This is a genomic window from Kribbella orskensis (assembly GCF_004342085.1).
GTDB lineage: Bacteria > Actinomycetota > Actinomycetes > Propionibacteriales > Kribbellaceae > Kribbella > Kribbella orskensis.
On the sequence record NZ_SLWM01000010.1, the window covers coordinates 193,248 to 209,313 of the forward strand.

Sequence of the window (16,066 nt, forward strand, 5' to 3'; positions counted from 1 at the left end):
CTCGGGTCGTTGATCGTGCTGCACGGGACGTCGCTGGTGTCCTCCAGCTCCCGCCGGTGGCCTACGCGGCGGTCCTGTTGAGGCTCGACGGGACACTAGGCTTCGGACGTGAATGGATTCGCCGCTTATGACCCTGAGGCTTCTCGCCACCCTGCGAATGACGTGATCTCGGTGCGGGGTGCGCGGGCTGCTGACCTCGCCGTCTGCGCGGAGTTGATCGTGTCGCGGACCGGTGGTCCGGCCGAGGAGCGGGTCGAGCGGTTGCAGGGTGATCTCGAGGATCCGGAGCGGTACGTCGCGGTCGCCTGCGCGGGGTCCGGGGCGGACGAGCAGGTGGTCGGGTATGGCGGGGTGATTCGGCATGAGCGGTTGCCTGAGCATCCAGCCGATACGGCGCCGAGTGGGTATTTCCTGATCGGGCTGATCGTCGCGGCCGGGTGGCGGCGGCACGGGATCGGCGAGCTGCTCACGCTCGAACGGATGCGGTGGACGGCCGAGCGCGCCGACTCCATCTGGTACTTCGCGAACCTCGCCAACGGCGCGATCCTCGACCTCCACGAGAGGTTCGGCTTCGAGGAGGTGACCCGTGACTTCACCTTTCCGGGCGCTCCCCTGCAGCCCGGCACCTGCGTACTCCTGCGGGCGCCCCTCGTCGCGCAGTGGAAGCAATTGCCCGAGTGAGGGTTTGGCTGAGGGTTAGGGGTTCAGTCAGTTAGTTCGGCGGGGTGGGCTACTACGTCCACCAGGGCGCCATTGCGGACTGCGGTGACTTCGGTGCGGCGGCCGATGGCGTCGGCGAAGAGCTGGCGTTGGAGGGATTGGGCGTCTCGGAGTGGGGTGCCGTCGACTGCCAGGACCAGGTCTCCCTGGCGTAGGCCGGCCAGGGCGGCGGGGCTGCCGGAGATCACCTCGACCACTCGCAGGGCAGATCGCTGGCCGAAGCGCTCGGCCAGTTGTGGTCGGAGCGGCGCCGGGGTCGTCACCAGGCCGAGGTACGCGCGGCGGACGCGGCCGTCGTGGAGCAGCGAGTAGATGATGCGTCGCGTCGTCGGGTTCATCGGCACCGCGAGACCGAGGCCGATGCCCGCGACCGCCGTGTTGATACCGATCACCCGGCCATTGCCGTCGGCAAGTGCTCCGCCCGAGTTGCCCGGGTTCAGCGCCGCGTCGGTCTGGATCACGTCCTCGATGATCCTGCTCGCGGTTCCGAGGCGGACCGGCAGAGAACGCCCGAGAGCGCTCACCACGCCGGCCGTGACGCTACCCGCCAGGCCCAGCGGATTGCCCACGGCAACCACCAGGTTCCCGACCTTCAGCCGATCCGCGTCCCCGTACTCCGGTGGATCCGGGATCTCCCGGTCGGCTCGCAGTACCGCCAGGTCGGACAGCCGGTCCACCCCGGCCACGCGCGCCTGCGCCGTCGTACCGTCCGCGAACTCCGCGGTCGCACTGCCGCCGTCGCCGACCACATGTGCGTTTGTGAGCAGGTGCCCGTCTCCAGTGAGTACCACGGCCGACCCGGACGAGTCACCGCGCCGCCCCTGCACCCGCAGGCTCGCCACCCGCGGGATCAAATGCTCCGCCACTCCCGAGACCACCCGGGAGTAGGCGTCCAGTACGTCGTCATCCATCATCTCGCTGCCTCCTGATTACATCATTACCCCGCAATCAAGCGCTGGCAGCACTCTGGCACCGAACTTCCTAGCCGTAGCTGGTGACGCCTGCTCCCTCGACCCCGGCGGGGAGGGCAGCAGAACTCCGGAAAACACGAAGGGCACCGACCAGGTCGGTGCCCTTGCAGGGTCGGGCTGACAGGATTTGAACCTGCGATCTTTCGGCCCCCAGCCGAACGCGTTACCAAACTACGCCACAGCCCGAACACTTGCTCCTCAGGAGCGAGCGGGTAAACCTTACCCCATTCCCGGGGCGTTTCTCACCACGGGTCGCGGGTGTCTCGATGGACGTGCGGACCCCCTGCTCCGGGGCTCCACCGGAGCGAGCCGCGGCCTGGTGAGCAGGGCCGCGGCCACACCGTTGCTTATGGCAACGAGAAGCCGGTCAGCGCTTCTCCTTCTTCTTCCGCGGGCGGATCTGGACGTGCACGGGGCTGCCGACGAAGCCGAAGTCCTCGCGCAGCCGGCGTTCGATGAAGCGCTGGTACGACGGCTCGAACGCGCCGGAGGTGAAGATCGCGAACGTCGGGGGCATCGTGGTCGCCTGGGTGCCGAACAGGATCTTCGGCTGCTTGCCGCTGCGCACCGGGTGCGGGTGCGCCGCGACCAGGCGGCCGAGGAACGCGTTCAGCTGGCCGGTCGGGACGCGGGTCTGCCAGCCGTCCAGCGCGGCCTCGATGGCGGGCACGAGCTTCTCCATGTGCCGGCCGGTCAGCGCGCTGATGTTCACCCGCGGCGCCCAGCGGAACTGGACCAGGTCGCGGTCGATCTCGCGCTCCAGGTAGTAGCGCCGGTCCTCGTCGACCATGTCCCACTTGTTGTAGGCGATCACCAGCGCCTTGCCGGCCTCCTCGACCGAGTTCATGATCCGCAGATCCTGCTCGCTCATCGGCTCGGAGGCGTCGATCACCACGACGACCACCTCGGCGCGCTCGATCGCGCTGTTGGTGCGCAGGCTCGCGTAGTACTCGTGACCCTGGACGTTCTTCACCTTGCGGCGGATGCCGGCGGTGTCGATGAACCGCCACGGCTTCCCACCCAGCGTGATGAACTCGTCCACCGGGTCGACCGTCGTCCCGGAGACGTCGCTGACGACGACGCGGTCCTCCTTGGCCACCTTGTTCAGCAGCGAGGACTTGCCGACGTTCGGCTTGCCGACGATCGCGACCCGGCGAGGTCCCGCGGTCTCGGCGTCCCGCTCGCGCGGCGCCTCCGGCAGGGCGGCCAGCACAGCGTCCAGCATGTCGCCGGTACCGCGGCCGTGCATCGCCGACACCGGGAACGGCTCCCCGATGCCCAGGCTCCACAGGTTCATCGCCTCGGCCTCGACCCGCTGGTCGTCGACCTTGTTGGCGGCCAGCACGACCGGCTTGCCGGACTTGCGCAGCACCCGTACTACGGCCTCGTCGGCATCGGTGATCCCGACGGTCGCGTCCACCACGAAAAGAACGGCGTCAGCGGCGTTGATCGCCACCTCTGCCTGAGCGGCGACCAGCGCGGCCATGCCGACGGCGTCGGGGTCCCAGCCACCCGTGTCGACCACGGTGAACTCGCGCCCGGACCAGTTCGCGTCGTACGGGACCCGGTCGCGGGTGACGCCGGGTGTGTCCTCGACCACAGCCTCGCGGCGGCCGATGATCCGGTTCACCAACGTGGACTTGCCGACGTTCGGCCGGCCGACGATCGCCAGCACGGGCACGGGGCCTGTGTCTTCGCGGTCGTGGGTCGTCTCGGCGAAGGCATCGCCGTAGCCGGTGGGCAGGTCACTCATCAGGATCCTTCTGGTCTGGCTTACCCGGAAGCGGGTGGCCGGTGGCTTCGACGGCCGCCCGGACATGCGCCCGCAACACCTCGCCGATCTGGTCGGCAACCGCGCGTACGTCGGAGTGCCTCCGAGGAAAGGGTACGCGGTCCAAGGCGAAGGTCTCGCCATATACCACGTCCACCCGGCTCCCCCGGGGCGGAAAGTGCTCCACGTTCCCACCCGGCAGCCGGGTCCCGAGCAGCGCCACGGGCAGAATCGGCGCCCCGGTCACCATGGCCAGGTAGGCGATCCCGGTCCGGACCCGGCGGAAGTCCCCCGGCCCTCTGGTGCCCTCGGGGTAGATGCTCAGCACGCGGTCGTCCCGCAGTACCTGGATCGACCGGCGGATGGCCCCTACGTCGTACGTCGAACGGTCGACGGGAATCTGCCCGGCACGCTGCAGGAGGAACCCCTGGAGACCACCGAAGGCCTCGATCTTGCCGAGCTGGTGGAGCATCCTCGGGGCGGTGGAACCCAGCAGCGGTCCGTCCAGCAGGCCGAGGTGGTTGGGGGCGAGCAGTACCGGGCCGGTCCGGGGGAAGTTGTCCTCGTGGTGCACGGTCACGTCGTAGCGCCGGCGGAAGTACGGCCCGACCAAATGGCGCATCACGCTGCCGAGCCGGTGCGGCAGCGGGGGTAGGTCGTCTGTGCGGGGCAGGTCCTGGTGCCCGGTCAGTTCGGCGGTCATGACTCCTGGTCGCGCGGCGCGGCCTCAGCCTCCTTCGCGAGCCGGCAGATCACGTCGACGACCTCCTCCAGGGACAAATGGGTCGAATCGATCTCGACGGCGCCGTCGGAGGCCACCAGGAACTGCGAGACGGTGGCGTCGTCGGCGTCGCGGCGAACGATCTGGTCGCGCAACTGCTCGGCGGTGACCGCGTCGGCCAGTTCGGCCTTGCGGCGGGCCATCCGGGCGTCCTGGTCGGCGGTCAGCAGCACCTTCAGCTCGGCCTGCGGAGCGACCACGGTCGCGATGTCGCGGCCCTCGACCACCGCCCCGCCGGTCGGCTGGGACTGCTCGATGATCTCGCGCTGGCGGCGGATCAGCTCCTTGCGCACGTCCAGGTTGGTGGCGATCTTGCTGACGCTGGCGCTGATCCGCGGGTCCCGGATCGCCTCCGTGACGTCGGTGCCGTCGGCGGCGAACTGGGCCCGCTGCGGATCCGTGCTGACCGACAGCACCAGTGCGCAGGCTCGCGCGGCGACCGCCGCGGTGTCGTCCAGGTCGAGGCCGTGTTCCAGCGCCGACCAGGTCACCGCCCGGTACATCGCTCCGGTGTCGAGGTAGCGCAGCCCCAGCTTGGTCGCGACACCACGGGCGGTACTCGACTTGCCGGAACCGCTCGGGCCGTCAACAGCGATGATCATGGGCCGAAGGTTACCGGTGAACGGACCAGCCACGTTCGGTCAGTACCCGGACCAGCTGATCCACCGAGGCCGGTTTGACCGCCAGCTCGACCTCACCGACCGGTCGGCCCGGGCTGTGGTCGATCCGCAGGTCCTCGACGTTGGCGCCGGACTCGGCCGCGTCCGCGAACAGCCGGGCCAGCTGGCCGGGCCGGTCGGGGATGGTGACGAGCACCGGGACCAGCTCGATGTGCGGGGCGCCGTGCTTGCCGGGAACCCGGACCGCGCCGGACACGCCCTGGCCGAGGATCGAGGCGAGCTCCTCCCCCGCCTCTTCCTTGCCTAGGGCAACGAGCATCCGGTCGAGCTCGTCGCGGATCCGCTCGAGCAGGCCGGTCAGCGCGGTCGAGTTCGCGGACACGATCTGGGTCCACAGCCGAGGGTCGCCGGCCGCGATCCGGGTGACGTCGCGGACGCCCTGCCCGGCAAGCTCGAGGTGGGAGTTCGGTGCGTCGACGAGGGTGCCGGCGGCCAACGCCGACATCAGGTGCGGCAGGTGGGACACCCGGGCGACGGCGAGATCGTGGTCCTGCACGGACAGCTCGACCGTACGAGCCCCGGCCGCCTCGGCGAGACGACGTACGAGGTCGACGGCCTTGGGGTCACTGGTCTCGTGCGGGGTGATCGCCCAGGTCGCGCCGTCGAAGAGATCGGCTCGGCCGGCGAGCGGGCCGGATCGCTCGGAGCCGGCCATCGGGTGACTGCCGACGTAGCGGCTGAGGTCGTCGGTGAGGGCGGACGCATCGGTGAGCGGCTTCGACTTCACGCTCGCCGCGTCGGTGATCACCGCGTCGGTCTGGCGCAGCTGCTCGGCGATCACCGCGCCGACGTGGTCCGGCGGTACTGCGACGACGACCAGCTGCGGCTCGATCTGGACCAGCCGCGAACCGGCGCCGATCCGCTCCGCCATCAGTGCGTTGTCCGGGTCGGCGTCCACCAGCTCGACCACGACGCCGAGCCGCCCGAGCGCCAGGCCGATCGACGTACCGATGAGGCCGGTGCCGACGATCCGGACCGGACCGCGGAGCTCGGTCATCGGTCGACCACCGTTGCGGTGCTCACTGGGGCGTTCACTGGGGTCTTCACTGGGCGCCGGTGAGGTCCGGGCGCAGGCTGACGGCGCCGTGCAGGTAGACGTGCTGGATCTTCTCCCGCGAGCGCGACGTCTCGACGTGCACCATCATCCGGACCACCCGCGGCAGCGCGTGCGGCACGTCGATCTCCTGCATGCACATCAGCGGGACGTCCGTCAGCCCGATCTGCCGGCCGGCCACCGCCGGGAACTCCGAGTGCAGGTCCGGCGTGACGGTGAACAGGATGCTGATCAGGTCCGCGGAGTCGAGATCGTTCGCCTCGAGTACCGCCCGGACCAGCTCCGCGGACCGATCGAGCAGATGCTCGCGCTCGTCCACCTCTAGCTGGGTGGCACCCCGGATCGCCCGTACCGCCACAGCGCCTGCCTCCTGGTTTCGTCGTCCCTACCTACCTCAACCCTAGGACAGCCCCGCCAACAGACGGACAGCCGTCTCGGATTCTGCCCCTCAGGCGGTGGTGGTCTGCGCCTCGGCGGCGGCGACGGTTTGTTCCAGGAGGAGGGCGATGGTCATGGGGCCGACTCCGCCCGGGACTGGGGTGATGAGGCCGGCTACCAGGGTGGCCTCTTCGAAGTGGACATCGCCGGTGTTGTTCTCGTTGTAGCCGGCGTCGATGACGACCGCGCCGGGCTTCAGCCAGCTGCCGCGGACGAAGTTCGCCTTGCCGACCGCCGCGACCACGATGTCGGCGGTCTTCACGATGTCCGCCAGGTCGCGGGTCTTCGAGTGGGTGTAGGTGACCGTCGCGTTCGATGCCAGGAGCAACATCCCGACCGGCTTGCCGAGGATCGGGCTGCGGCCGATGACGACCGCGTGGGCGCCGGCCAGCGGTACGTCGTACGCCTCGAGCAGGCGGATGATTCCACCCGGCGTGCACGAGCGGAACCCGGGCTCACCAAAGGCCATCGCGGCGAAAGCGTGCATGGTGACCCCGTCGACGTCCTTGGCCGGGTCGATCGCCTCGAATGCGGCACGCTCGTCGATGTGAGCCGGTACCGGGTGCTGCAGCAGGATCCCGTGCACCTTCGGGTCTTCCGAGAGCTTGCGCAGCTCGGCGACGAGCTCCTCGGTGGTGGTCTCGGCGGGCAGGACCACGCTGAGCGAGCCGATGCCCGCCTTCTTGCTGCGGTTCTGCTTCATCCGGACGTACGTCGCCGACGCCGGGTCATCCCCCACCAGCACGGTCGCCAGGCAGGCCTCGACCCCGGTCGCGTCCTTCAACGCCTTCGCGCGCTCGGCGGCCTTCGCCACCATCTCCGCGGCGAGGTCCGTCCCCACCATCAGCCGAGCGGCTTCGCGGGGCGCGGACTTGGGGTCGTCCGGGTTCGAGAACGTGAGGGTGTGGTTGCTGGGAGAGGTCATGGCGCGCTCCTTCGGGCGTCGACGAACAGGTCGGGTGGCCCAGGCGCGCGGCTGCTGGTCGACGGATCCGCCGACGGACCGTTCCCCGGTGGTACACCACCTCAACGCCAGTAGCGGTCCGTAGTAGAGTTTACCGCTCCGCTCCCCCGGCCCCGTCCGCGGCGAGGAAGAACTCGCGGCAGCTGTCCAGCCCGGAGATCTCGACCGGTCGGCGGTCGACCTGCTGCCAGTTCTCGCGGGTCAGCCGGAGGCGGTCCGAGATCACCACCTCGCCGTGCAGGACGTCGCGGGAGATGCCGTCCGGGAGGTAGCCGAGCTTGCGGGACACCCCCTGGGACCCGAGGTTGTCCTGGAACGCCTCCGAGAGTGCCGCCTCAGCGCCGAGTCCCTCGAACGCAAGGTGCAGCAGCGCAGTACGGGCTTCGGTGCCAAGGCCTTGGCCGTGGTGGGCGAGGCCGAGCCATGACGAGGTCTTCACCTCGCGGAGGGTGGCGAACTCACGGGCCCTGAGCGTCACGAAACCGATCGGTTGGTCGCCTTGGACCACGCCCAGGTCGAGGGCCCAGTCGTCCGGAGTCCAGCTGCCGAGGCAGCTCCAGTACCCCTGGAGGACGTACCGCGCTCGCTCGGCGGGAGGTAGATCGGTCCAGGGGGTCAGGAAGGGGCGTTCGCCGGCCTTGTGGACCCCACCGGCGGCGAGATCGGCCAGTGCCGACAACTCCTGCTCGTCAGGGAGGCGGAGTACGAGCCGGTCGGTGGTCAGCCGGAGGCCTCGGAGCGGCCAGTGATCAATCAGCACGCGGACATCCTCGGGCTCTGGATCGCTCCCGGCAAACGGATTAAGCCGCGCCGACGAGTCCAGTGACGTGCAAGCCGCTGGTCACAGGAGGCCGGCGTGGTCGAGGGTCAGGTACGCCGCGTCGGTGCCGGTCATCGCGCCGGGCGTGCGGAGTTCGCGGCGGAACTCCTCGACGGTGAGTTCCACCGGGACGCAGTCCTCGGTCTCGTCCAGGTGCTGCACGCCGTCCGGTCGGCAGCCGCGGGCGATCGCCAGGTACTTGCGGTAGACCGACGAGGCCGACGACCAGTGCCAACCGACCACCTCGATGGACTCGCAGGTGTAGCCGGTCTCCTCTTCCAGTTCCCGCCGACCGGCCGCGTCCGGCTCCTCACCCGGGTCGATCAGACCACCCGGGAGGTTGGTGACGATCTGGTCGGGGCCGGCGCGGAACATGCGCACGGTGACGATCCCGCCTTCCGGGGTCAGCGGCAGCACGGTGATGCCCGCGGTGATCCCAGCCGAGAGCTTCGGGCCGAAGACATCCCAGTCCACCTCCCGGCCGTCCGGCAGCCGGTAGCGCCGCAGCCGGACGGTCAGGAACCCTTCGAACCCGGGCTTCTCGTCCAGCAGCACCCAAGCCTCCGGATCTCCAGGCCGCGAACCATCAGCTTGCTTGTCCGGAAGCCGGCCGTCAGACCGCGGTCGCTCATCAGCCCGGGGCCGCCGCGAAAGAGCGTCGTCCGCCGCGGGAGGTGCTCCCGCGGCGGACGATTCCTGGTCGCTCACAGAGGGCGGTCGGTGTCCGGGTCCTCGGGCGGCGCGATGGGAGCGTCGTCCTCGGGCGGCGCCACCGGGGCGTCGTCGGCGGACGAGGAGTCGCTCTCGTAGGTGCCGCCGTTCACCGTCTCCGCCGTCTCCGCGTGCGTGGTCGGCTCGGACGGGGAGGTGTCGGGCCTGGACTCGGACAGGATCCGGGCCAGCGTCTCCTCCGAGATCCGCTTGAACTTGCGCACCTGGGTCCGGGTCCGGTCCAGGACGGCGACCTCGATCTGGTCCGGCTCGAGCTGCCGGGTCTCGGTGCCGTCGTGGCCGAGGGCGTCCACCGCGAGCCGGAGCGCGCCCGCGAGCGAGATGCCCTCCGAGTAGTGCTCGCCCACGTAGTCCGCCACCTGCTCGGCCGGGCCGCCCATCACGGCGTACCCCCGGACGTCGGCGATCGAACCGTCGTAGGTGAGGCGGTAGATCTGGTCTTCGGCGGCGGTGGAACCGATCTCGGCGACCAGGATCTCCACCTCGAGCGGCTTCTCGCCGCCGGAGGAGAAGATCGCGCCGAGCGTCTGGGCGTAGGCGTTCGCCAGCGCCCGGCCGGTGACGTCACGGCGGTCGTAGGAGTACCCGCGCATGTCCGCCAGCCGCACGCCGGCGATCCGCAGGTTCTCGAACTCGTTGTACCGGCCGACGGCGGCGAAGGCCATCCGGTCGTAGATCTCGGCCACCTTGTGCAGCGCCGGAGACCGGTTCTCCGCGACGAACAGGATGCCGTCGGCGTACTGCAGGGCGATCGCGCTGCGGCCCTTGGCGATGCCCTTGCGGGCGAAGTCGGCCCGGTCCCGCATCAGCTGTTCGGGTGAGACGTAGAACGGAACGCTCATGGAAATCCTTCTTATCGAGGCGCGGGAGGGCTCAGGTCAGCGGTGCGGCCGGGCCGTCCGGACGCTGCAGCCGGGCCGCGACGATGGAGTCGACGATCGCGCCGACCTCCTCCTCGGGCATCCGCTGGTAGCCGTCCGAGGTGACCACGCCGATCACTGGGAAGATCCGCCGGGCCATGTCCGGCCCACCGGTCGCGGAGTCGTCGTCGGCCGCGTCGTACAGCGCCTGGATCGTCGCCGTCACGCAGTCGGTCGCCGACATGCCCTCCCGGTACAGCTTCTTCAGCGCGCCGCGGGCGAACAACGAGCCCGAGCCGACGCTGTGGAAGGAGGTCTCCTCGTACCGTCCGCCGGTCGGGTCGTAGGAGAAGATCCGGCCGCCCTTCTGGTCTTGGTCATAGCCCGCGAACAGCGGCACCACGGCCAGGCCCTGCATCGCCAACGCGAGATTGCCGCGGATCAGCGCGCTCAGCCGGTTGGACTTGCCGTCCAGGCTCAGCGTGGTGCCCTCGAGCTTCTCGTAGTGCTCCAGCTCGACCTGGAACAGCCGCACCATCTCCACCGCGAGCCCGGCGCTGCCGGCGATCCCGACGCACGAGTACTCGTCGGCGGGGAACACCTTCTCGATGTCCCGCTGGGCGATGATGTTGCCCATCGTCGCGCGCCGGTCGCCGGCCATCACGACGCCGCCCTCGAAGGTGGCGGCGACGATCGTGGTGCCGTGCGGGACGTCCTTGGACAGGTCACCTGTCCCCAGGGAGCGTCGTCCGGGCAACAGGTCGGGCGCGTGCCCGGCCAGGAAGTCCATGAAGGACGAGCCACCTGGGGTCAGGAAGGCTTCCGGCAACCGGCCGGAGGCATCGAATGTCATCTAGCGGTTCACTCCCCACCCTTTTGCACGAAGCCGCGGACGAACTCTTCCGCGTTCTCCTCGAGCACCTCGTCGATCTCGTCGAGGATCGAGTCGACATCGTCGTCGAGCCTTTCCTTGCGCTCAGCGACGTCCTCGCTCGACTTGGCCTCGGTGACCTCTTCCTCGGTCGACGAGCGCTTCGTCTGCTTGTGCTGCTGTCCGCCGTCCTTCGCCATGGCACACACCTCCTAGAACCGCCGTGGAGGGCCGCCCAACCGACCCTCTACAGCGACCCTACCCGGCGGCGCCCCCAGTAATGGTGCGAACCAGGTCACTCGCGGTGTCGCACTGGTCCAGCAGCGCCCCGACATGTGCTTTCGTACCGCGCAGCGGGTCCAGCGTGGGGATCCGCTGGAGCGACTCCCGGCCCGGCAGGTCGAAGATCACCGAGTCCCACGAGGCCGCCGCCACCTGCCCGGCGTACTGCTGCATGCAGCGGCCGCGGAAGTAGGCGCGGGTGTCCGTCGGCGGGTGCGAGACGGCCATCCGGATCTCCTCGTCGCTGACCAGGCGCTGCATCCGGGCGGCCTTGACCAGCTTGTAGTACAGCCCTTTGTCCGGACGAAGATCGGCGTACTGCAGGTCGACCAGGTGCAGCTTCGGGTCGTCCCACTCCAGCCCGTCGCGGTCGCGGTAGGACTGCAGCAACTTCAGCTTCGCGACCCAGTCGAGCTGGTCGGCCAGCTTCATCGGGTCGGTGGCCAGCTGGTCGAGCAGCTGCTCCCAGCGGTACAGGATGTCCTTGGTCTGCCGGTCCGCGTCGTCGCCGTACTTGTCCTCGACGTACTTGCGGGCCTGCTCGAGGTATTCCGTCTGCAACTGGACCGCGGTCAGCTTGCGGCCGTCCTTCAACGTCATCAGGTGAGTGCAGGTCGGGTCGTGGCTGACCTCGTGCAGCGCGGTGACCGGCCGGTCGACGCTCAGGTCGTCGGTCAGCCAGCCGTCCTCGATCATCGCCAGCACCAGCGACGTCGTACCGACCTTCAGGTAGATGGAGATCTCGGACAGGTTGGCGTCGCCGATGATGACGTGCAGCCGACGGTACCGGTCCGGGTTCGCGTGCGGCTCGTCGCGGGTGTTGATGATCGGGCGCTTCAGCGTCGTCTCCAGGCCGACCTCGACCTCGAAGTAGTCCGCCCGCTGGCTGATCTGAAAGCCGTGCGCGTTGCCGTCCTGGCCGATGCCGACCCGGCCGGCGCCGGTGACCACCTGGCGGCTGACGAAGAAAGGGGTCAGGTGCCGCACGATCGACGCGAACGGCGTGGACCGGCGCATCAGGTAGTTCTCGTGCGACCCGTACGACGCGCCCTTGTTGTCGGTGTTGTTCTTGTAGAGGTTCAGCGGCGGGGCGCCGGGGATCTGCCGGGCCTGGCGCGCGCCCTCCATGATCACCAGTTCGCCCGCCTTGTCCCAGACCACCACGTCGCGCGGATTCGTGCACTCGGGTGCGGAGTACTCCGGGTGGGCGTGGTCGACGTACAGCCGGGCGCCGTTGGTGAGAATCACGTTCGCCAGCCCGGTCTCCTCGTCGGTGAGCTGGCTCGAGTCCGCCACCTCCCGGCTCAGGTCGAAGCCGCGCGCGTCCCGCAGCGGGTGCTCCTCGTCGAAGTCCCACCTCGTCTTGCGCGCCAGTGGCTGCGTCTGTGCGTAACCGTTCACCACCTGGCTGGAAGTCAGCATCGGGTTGGCCCCGGGCTGGCCTGGAACCGAGATGCCGAACTCGGTCTCGGTCCCCATGATCCGCCGAACACTCATGCGATCGAGCCTACGCGGTCGGGCCGACTAAAGGTGTTGCTGTGTCCACAGGGTTACCTGTGAGACTGCACGAATGGACGAACAAGTGGCACTGCTGGACAGCGACGGCCGGGTGTGCGGATCCGCGCCACGTTCCGTCATGCGGCGCGACAACCTGCGCCACGGCGCGACCGGAGTACTGGTCCGGAACACGGCCGGTGACATCTACGTGCACCGCCGAACGCCCACCAAGGACGTCTACCCGGGACGGTACGACTTCGCGGCCGGCGGCGTCGTAGCGGCCGGTGAAGACCCGTACGACGCGGTCGTGCGCGAGCTGGCCGAGGAGTTGGGGATCGCCGGGGTCGAGCTCGCCCGGCTGCCGGAGGGCGACTACGCGGACGAGTTCACCAGCTACCACGCCTACCTCTACACGTGCGTCTGGGACGGCCCTGTGAAGCACCAGCCGGAGGAGGTCGAGTGGGGCGACTGGATGTCCCCCGCGGAGCTCGTAGCGCGGCTGGACGACCCCGAGTGGCCGTTCATGCCCGACACCGCCGCCCTGCTCGGTCCACTCGTCCGCAGCCTCGCATGAGGATCGAGGACAACGGCTGGGACAGCCGCGCCTGGTTGGACGGCGACTGGCTGCACCGGGAACCACGCCGCGAGGAGGTCCGCCCGCGCCTGCTCGCAGAGACCCGCCTCCTCCCCTGGCTCGCGCCACAACTCCCGCTGCCCGTGCCAGTCCCCGAGCCCACTGAGTACGGCGTACGCCATCGTCTCATGGTCGGGGACCCACTAGAAGCAGGCAGTACTGCGCTGGGCCGCGAGCTCGGGTCGTTCCTGAAAGCGCTCCACGCGGTGGATCCGGCCGAGGCCGTCGCCCATGGCGCAGTGGACGCGGAGACGGCGGCCGCGGAGAAGACGGTGTTCCTCGACGAGGCCCGGGCGCAGGTTGTGCCGCTGCTGCCGCAGTCCGCGCAGGCTGCCGGCAGGGCGCTCCTGGAGCGGGTCGGTGGAGTTCGGACAGCACTGGTTCACGCGGATCTCGGGCCGGATCACCTGCTCGTCGCTGACGGGCGGATCACCGGGATCATCGACTGGACCGATGCTGAGATCGGCGATCCGGCGCTGGACCTGTGCTGGTTGCTCAACGGCGCGCCGGCGGGCATCGCCGAGGGCGTCAGCGAGACGTACGGCGTCACCCCGGAGCTCCGCAGCCGGGCGCACGACTGGCACCAGCTCGGGCCTTGGTACGAAGTACATCGCGGGCTGCTGCTCGACCTGCCGGAGGACGTGGAGAGCGGCCTGAAGGGCATCCTGGCGCGTCTGTGAGCCGTTCTGGCGATCTGCTGGCGGGTTACGGCTGGCGGGCGATGAAGCGGGAGATGGAGCGGGCCAGGTTGATGCCGACCAGGCCGCCCCAGCAGATGATGACAGCGAAGGTGCCTTCCATCTCGCCGGCGATGGCCGTGATCGGGATACCGGCCACGACGGAGACGATCGCGAGGGCGAGGCCGCCGGGGTCGTTCTCCTTGCTCGGCGGCCCGGTCCTGACCGGCTCCGGAGCGACAGGGCGTTGGGCGATCCGGGCGTCGATCTTCTCCAGGAACGCGTCGATGATCTCGGGCTCGTACTCCGGGCCCAGCTCCTGCCGCGCGGCCACCGCGGCGCGCAGGTCCTTGCGAATCTCGTCCGTCGCCATACCCAGGAAGGTACGACAGCTTCACCACCTGACGGATCAGGGAAGACCCCGGTCCGACCCCCTGAGTAGCCACCCTCCAGCAGCCGCCCGCTCCGCGGCGTTTCCGCCTGAGCTGACAACGCACAGCCGCCCCGGTCCGTGGGGACCGGGGCGGCTGGGGTGTCGCGTGGTGGGCAGGTGTTACAGGTACTGCCCGGTGTTGGTGGCCGTGTCGATGGAGCGGCCGGGCTCGGTGCCCTGCTTGCCGGAGACGAGCGTACGGATGAAGACGATCCGCTCGCCCTTCTTGCCGGAGATCCGCGCCCAGTCGTCCGGGTTGGTCGTGTTCGGCAGGTCCTCGTTCTCCTTGAACTCGTCGACGCACGCCTGCAGCAGGTGCTGCACCCGCAGACCCTTCTGGTTCTCGTCCAGGTAGGCCTTGATCGCCATCTTCTTGGCCCGGTCGACGATGTTCTGGATCATCGCGCCGGAGTTGAAGTCCTTGAAGTACAGGACCTCCTTGTCACCGTTGGCGTAGGTGACCTCCAGGAAGCGGTTCTCGTCGGTCTCGGTGTACATCCGCTCGACGACCCGCTGGATCATCCCGTTCACGGTCTCCGACTTGTCCCCGGAGAACTCCCCCAGGTCGTCGGCGTGCAACGGCAGCGTGGTGGTCAGGTACTTCGAGAAGATGTCGCGGGCGCCCTCGGCGTCCGGACGCTCGATCTTGATCTTCACGTCCAGCCGTCCCGGCCGCAGGATCGCCGGGTCGATCATGTCCTCACGGTTCGAGGCACCGATGACGATCACGTTCTCCAGGCCCTCGACGCCGTCGATCTCGCTCAGCAACTGCGGGACGATGGTGTTCTCGACGTCGGAGGAGACACCGGAGCCGCGGGTGCGGAACAGCGAGTCCATCTCGTCGAAGAACACGATCACCGGCATGCCCTCGGAGGCCTTCTCCCGGGCCCGCTGGAAGACCAGCCGGATGTGCCGCTCGGTCTCGCCGACGTACTTGTTCAGCAGCTCGGGACCCTTGATGTTGAGGAAGAACGACCTGCCCTCGACACCGGTCTTCTCGGCGACCTTCTTGGCCAGCGAGTTCGCCACCGCCTTGGCGATCAGCGTCTTGCCACAGCCCGGCGGGCCGTACAGCAGAACACCCTTCGGCGGCTTGAGCTCGTGCTCCAGGAACAGGTCCTTGTGCAGGTACGGCAGCTCGACCGCGTCCCGGATCTGCTCGATCTGGCCGAAGAGGCCGCCGATCTGGGTGTAGTCGATGTCCGGCACCTCTTCGAGGATCAGCTCCTCGACCTCGGACTTCGGGATCCGTTCGTACACATAGCCGGAGCGGGGCTCCAGCAGCAGCGAGTCGCCGGCCCGCAGCGGCTGGTCGAGCAGCGGTGACGCGAGTCGTACGACCCGTTCCTCGTCCGCCTGCGCGATGACCAGTGCCCGCTCGCCGTCGGCCAGCAGCTCCTTCAGCATCACTACGTCGCCGACGACCTCGAAGTCGCAGGCCTCGACCACGTTCAACGCCTCGTTCAGCATCAGTTCCTGGCCGAGCTTCAGCGCGTCCAGGTCGACTGAGGGGCTCGCCGCGACCCGGAGCTTGCGTCCCCCGGTGAACACGTCCAGCGTGTCGTCGTCGTTGCGGCCCAGGAAGGTACCGAAACCGGACGGCGGTTGCGCCAGCCGGTCGACCTCCTCCTTGAGGGCGATGATCTTCTCTCGGGCCTCGCGCAGCGTTTCCGCCAACCGCTCGTTCTGCGCGGTCACGCTCGCCAAGGACGCTTGGGTTTCCGACAGTCTGCTCTCGAGCGACCGGCTGTCCGCCGGGTGCTCCAACAACCGACGCCGCAACGCTGCGACCTCGGCTTCCAGGTACCGGACCTGATTACGCAGCTCTGCCGCGGTAGGACTCTCGTCTCCAGCCACGATCATCACCTCACCATGTGGGGC

Annotated in this window: 18 protein-coding genes, 1 tRNA gene and 1 riboswitch; of the genes, 3 read left to right on the top strand and 16 right to left on the bottom strand. The window is 69.1% G+C overall.

Annotated elements, in window-relative coordinates:
* Nucleotides 1-108: 108 nt before the first annotated feature.
* Complete coding sequence (locus EV644_RS25690) at nt 109-681, top strand: GNAT family N-acetyltransferase (protein WP_132191282.1); 573 nt, start codon at nt 109-111, stop codon at nt 679-681.
* A 23-nt stretch (nt 682-704) separates the two neighbouring features.
* Here the strand turns inward: EV644_RS25690 and EV644_RS25695 are convergent, their stop codons facing one another.
* The 14 genes from EV644_RS25695 to dop form a co-directional block, all read right to left on the bottom strand.
* Complete coding sequence (locus EV644_RS25695; protein ID WP_132191283.1) at nt 705-1,634, bottom strand: S1C family serine protease; 930 nt, start codon at nt 1,632-1,634, stop codon at nt 705-707.
* Nucleotides 1,635-1,803: 169 nt separating this feature from the next.
* Nucleotides 1,804-1,877 (bottom strand) — tRNA-Pro (locus tag EV644_RS25700).
* A 181-nt stretch (nt 1,878-2,058) separates the two neighbouring features.
* Nucleotides 2,059-3,444 (bottom strand): ribosome biogenesis GTPase Der, encoded by a 1,386-nt coding sequence (gene der / locus EV644_RS25705; RefSeq protein WP_132191284.1) that lies wholly within the window; start codon nt 3,442-3,444, stop codon nt 2,059-2,061.
* Nucleotides 3,437-4,165 carry a lysophospholipid acyltransferase family protein gene (locus EV644_RS25710; RefSeq protein WP_132191285.1) on the bottom strand — a complete coding sequence of 243 codons (729 nt, stop codon included), beginning with the start codon at nt 4,163-4,165 and terminating at the stop codon, nt 3,437-3,439. The genes der and EV644_RS25710 overlap by 8 nt, the downstream gene beginning before the upstream one ends.
* Entirely contained in the window at nt 4,162-4,845 is a 684-nt protein-coding gene (gene cmk, locus EV644_RS25715; protein ID WP_132191286.1) for a (d)CMP kinase, read from the bottom strand. Before cmk ends, EV644_RS25710 begins: the two co-directional genes overlap by 4 nt.
* Nucleotides 4,846-4,855: 10 nt before the next feature.
* Complete coding sequence (locus tag EV644_RS25720) at nt 4,856-5,920, bottom strand: prephenate dehydrogenase (RefSeq protein WP_132191287.1); 1,065 nt, start codon at nt 5,918-5,920, stop codon at nt 4,856-4,858.
* 46 nt (nt 5,921-5,966) lie between these two features.
* Nucleotides 5,967-6,335, bottom strand: a complete 369-nt coding sequence (aroH, locus tag EV644_RS25725; RefSeq protein WP_132191288.1) for a chorismate mutase — start codon at nt 6,333-6,335, stop codon at nt 5,967-5,969.
* A 90-nt stretch (nt 6,336-6,425) separates the two neighbouring features.
* Complete coding sequence (locus EV644_RS25730) at nt 6,426-7,340, bottom strand: bifunctional 5,10-methylenetetrahydrofolate dehydrogenase/5,10-methenyltetrahydrofolate cyclohydrolase (RefSeq protein ID WP_305000085.1); 915 nt, start codon at nt 7,338-7,340, stop codon at nt 6,426-6,428.
* Between the two features lie 30 nt (nt 7,341-7,370).
* Nucleotides 7,371-7,465, bottom strand: a riboswitch (ZMP/ZTP riboswitch).
* Nucleotides 7,466-7,470: 5 nt separating this feature from the next.
* The gene (locus tag EV644_RS25735) at nt 7,471-8,139 is read right to left on the bottom strand and encodes a GNAT family N-acetyltransferase (protein ID WP_132191289.1); all 669 of its coding nucleotides are present in this window, start codon (nt 8,137-8,139) and stop codon (nt 7,471-7,473) included.
* Between the two features lie 81 nt (nt 8,140-8,220).
* Entirely contained in the window at nt 8,221-8,754 is a 534-nt protein-coding gene (locus EV644_RS25740) for an NUDIX hydrolase (protein WP_158292924.1), read from the bottom strand.
* 149 nt (nt 8,755-8,903) lie between these two features.
* The gene (gene prcA / locus EV644_RS25745; protein WP_132191291.1) at nt 8,904-9,773 is read right to left on the bottom strand and encodes a proteasome subunit alpha; all 870 of its coding nucleotides are present in this window, start codon (nt 9,771-9,773) and stop codon (nt 8,904-8,906) included.
* Nucleotides 9,774-9,804: 31 nt separating this feature from the next.
* Nucleotides 9,805-10,644, bottom strand: a complete 840-nt coding sequence (gene prcB, locus EV644_RS25750) for a proteasome subunit beta (protein ID WP_132191292.1) — start codon at nt 10,642-10,644, stop codon at nt 9,805-9,807.
* 8 nt (nt 10,645-10,652) lie between these two features.
* Nucleotides 10,653-10,862 carry a ubiquitin-like protein Pup gene (locus tag EV644_RS25755; protein ID WP_132191293.1) on the bottom strand — a complete coding sequence of 70 codons (210 nt, stop codon included), beginning with the start codon at nt 10,860-10,862 and terminating at the stop codon, nt 10,653-10,655.
* 58 nt (nt 10,863-10,920) lie between these two features.
* Nucleotides 10,921-12,441 (bottom strand): depupylase/deamidase Dop, encoded by a 1,521-nt coding sequence (gene dop / locus EV644_RS25760; protein ID WP_132191294.1) that lies wholly within the window; start codon nt 12,439-12,441, stop codon nt 10,921-10,923.
* A 73-nt stretch (nt 12,442-12,514) separates the two neighbouring features.
* Here dop and EV644_RS25765 point away from each other — a divergent pair, with 73 nt between their 5' ends.
* Together EV644_RS25765 and EV644_RS25770 are read left to right on the top strand one after the other, a co-directional pair.
* Nucleotides 12,515-13,015, top strand: a complete 501-nt coding sequence (locus EV644_RS25765; protein WP_132191295.1) for an NUDIX hydrolase — start codon at nt 12,515-12,517, stop codon at nt 13,013-13,015.
* Nucleotides 13,012-13,755: a phosphotransferase gene (locus tag EV644_RS25770; protein WP_132191296.1), complete on the top strand. Its 744-nt coding sequence runs from the start codon at nt 13,012-13,014 to the stop codon at nt 13,753-13,755. The genes EV644_RS25765 and EV644_RS25770 overlap by 4 nt, the downstream gene beginning before the upstream one ends.
* A gap of 25 nt (nt 13,756-13,780) precedes the next feature.
* Here the strand turns inward: EV644_RS25770 and EV644_RS25775 are convergent, their stop codons facing one another.
* Nucleotides 13,781-14,125 carry a hypothetical protein gene (locus tag EV644_RS25775; RefSeq protein ID WP_132191297.1) on the bottom strand — a complete coding sequence of 115 codons (345 nt, stop codon included), beginning with the start codon at nt 14,123-14,125 and terminating at the stop codon, nt 13,781-13,783.
* Between the two features lie 180 nt (nt 14,126-14,305).
* Nucleotides 14,306-16,048 carry a proteasome ATPase gene (gene arc, locus EV644_RS25780; RefSeq protein WP_132191298.1) on the bottom strand — a complete coding sequence of 581 codons (1,743 nt, stop codon included), beginning with the start codon at nt 16,046-16,048 and terminating at the stop codon, nt 14,306-14,308.
* Nucleotides 16,049-16,066 lie beyond the last annotated feature (18 nt).

Excerpts from the sequence above, each read along its gene's own strand:
- EV644_RS25770 (WP_132191296.1), top strand. The coding sequence starts at position 13,012 with ATGAGGATCGAGGACAACGGCTGGGACAGCCGCGCCTGGTTGGACGGC.
- der (WP_132191284.1), bottom strand. The coding sequence starts at position 3,444 with ATGAGTGACCTGCCCACCGGCTACGGCGATGCCTTCGCCGAGACGACC.
- prcB (WP_132191292.1), bottom strand. The coding sequence starts at position 10,644 with ATGACATTCGATGCCTCCGGCCGGTTGCCGGAAGCCTTCCTGACCCCA.
- arc (WP_132191298.1), bottom strand. The coding sequence starts at position 16,048 with ATGATCGTGGCTGGAGACGAGAGTCCTACCGCGGCAGAGCTGCGTAAT.
- prcA (WP_132191291.1), bottom strand. The coding sequence starts at position 9,773 with ATGAGCGTTCCGTTCTACGTCTCACCCGAACAGCTGATGCGGGACCGG.
- EV644_RS25765 (WP_132191295.1), top strand. The coding sequence starts at position 12,515 with ATGGACGAACAAGTGGCACTGCTGGACAGCGACGGCCGGGTGTGCGGA.
- EV644_RS25730 (WP_305000085.1), bottom strand. The coding sequence starts at position 7,340 with ATGACCTCTCCCAGCAACCACACCCTCACGTTCTCGAACCCGGACGAC.
- EV644_RS25710 (WP_132191285.1), bottom strand. The coding sequence starts at position 4,165 with ATGACCGCCGAACTGACCGGGCACCAGGACCTGCCCCGCACAGACGAC.
- EV644_RS25695 (WP_132191283.1), bottom strand. The coding sequence starts at position 1,634 with ATGATGGATGACGACGTACTGGACGCCTACTCCCGGGTGGTCTCGGGA.
- EV644_RS25720 (WP_132191287.1), bottom strand. The coding sequence starts at position 5,920 with ATGACCGAGCTCCGCGGTCCGGTCCGGATCGTCGGCACCGGCCTCATC.
- EV644_RS25775 (WP_132191297.1), bottom strand. The coding sequence starts at position 14,125 with ATGGCGACGGACGAGATTCGCAAGGACCTGCGCGCCGCGGTGGCCGCG.
- cmk (WP_132191286.1), bottom strand. The coding sequence starts at position 4,845 with ATGATCATCGCTGTTGACGGCCCGAGCGGTTCCGGCAAGTCGAGTACC.
- dop (WP_132191294.1), bottom strand. The coding sequence starts at position 12,441 with ATGAGTGTTCGGCGGATCATGGGGACCGAGACCGAGTTCGGCATCTCG.
- EV644_RS25755 (WP_132191293.1), bottom strand. The coding sequence starts at position 10,862 with ATGGCGAAGGACGGCGGACAGCAGCACAAGCAGACGAAGCGCTCGTCG.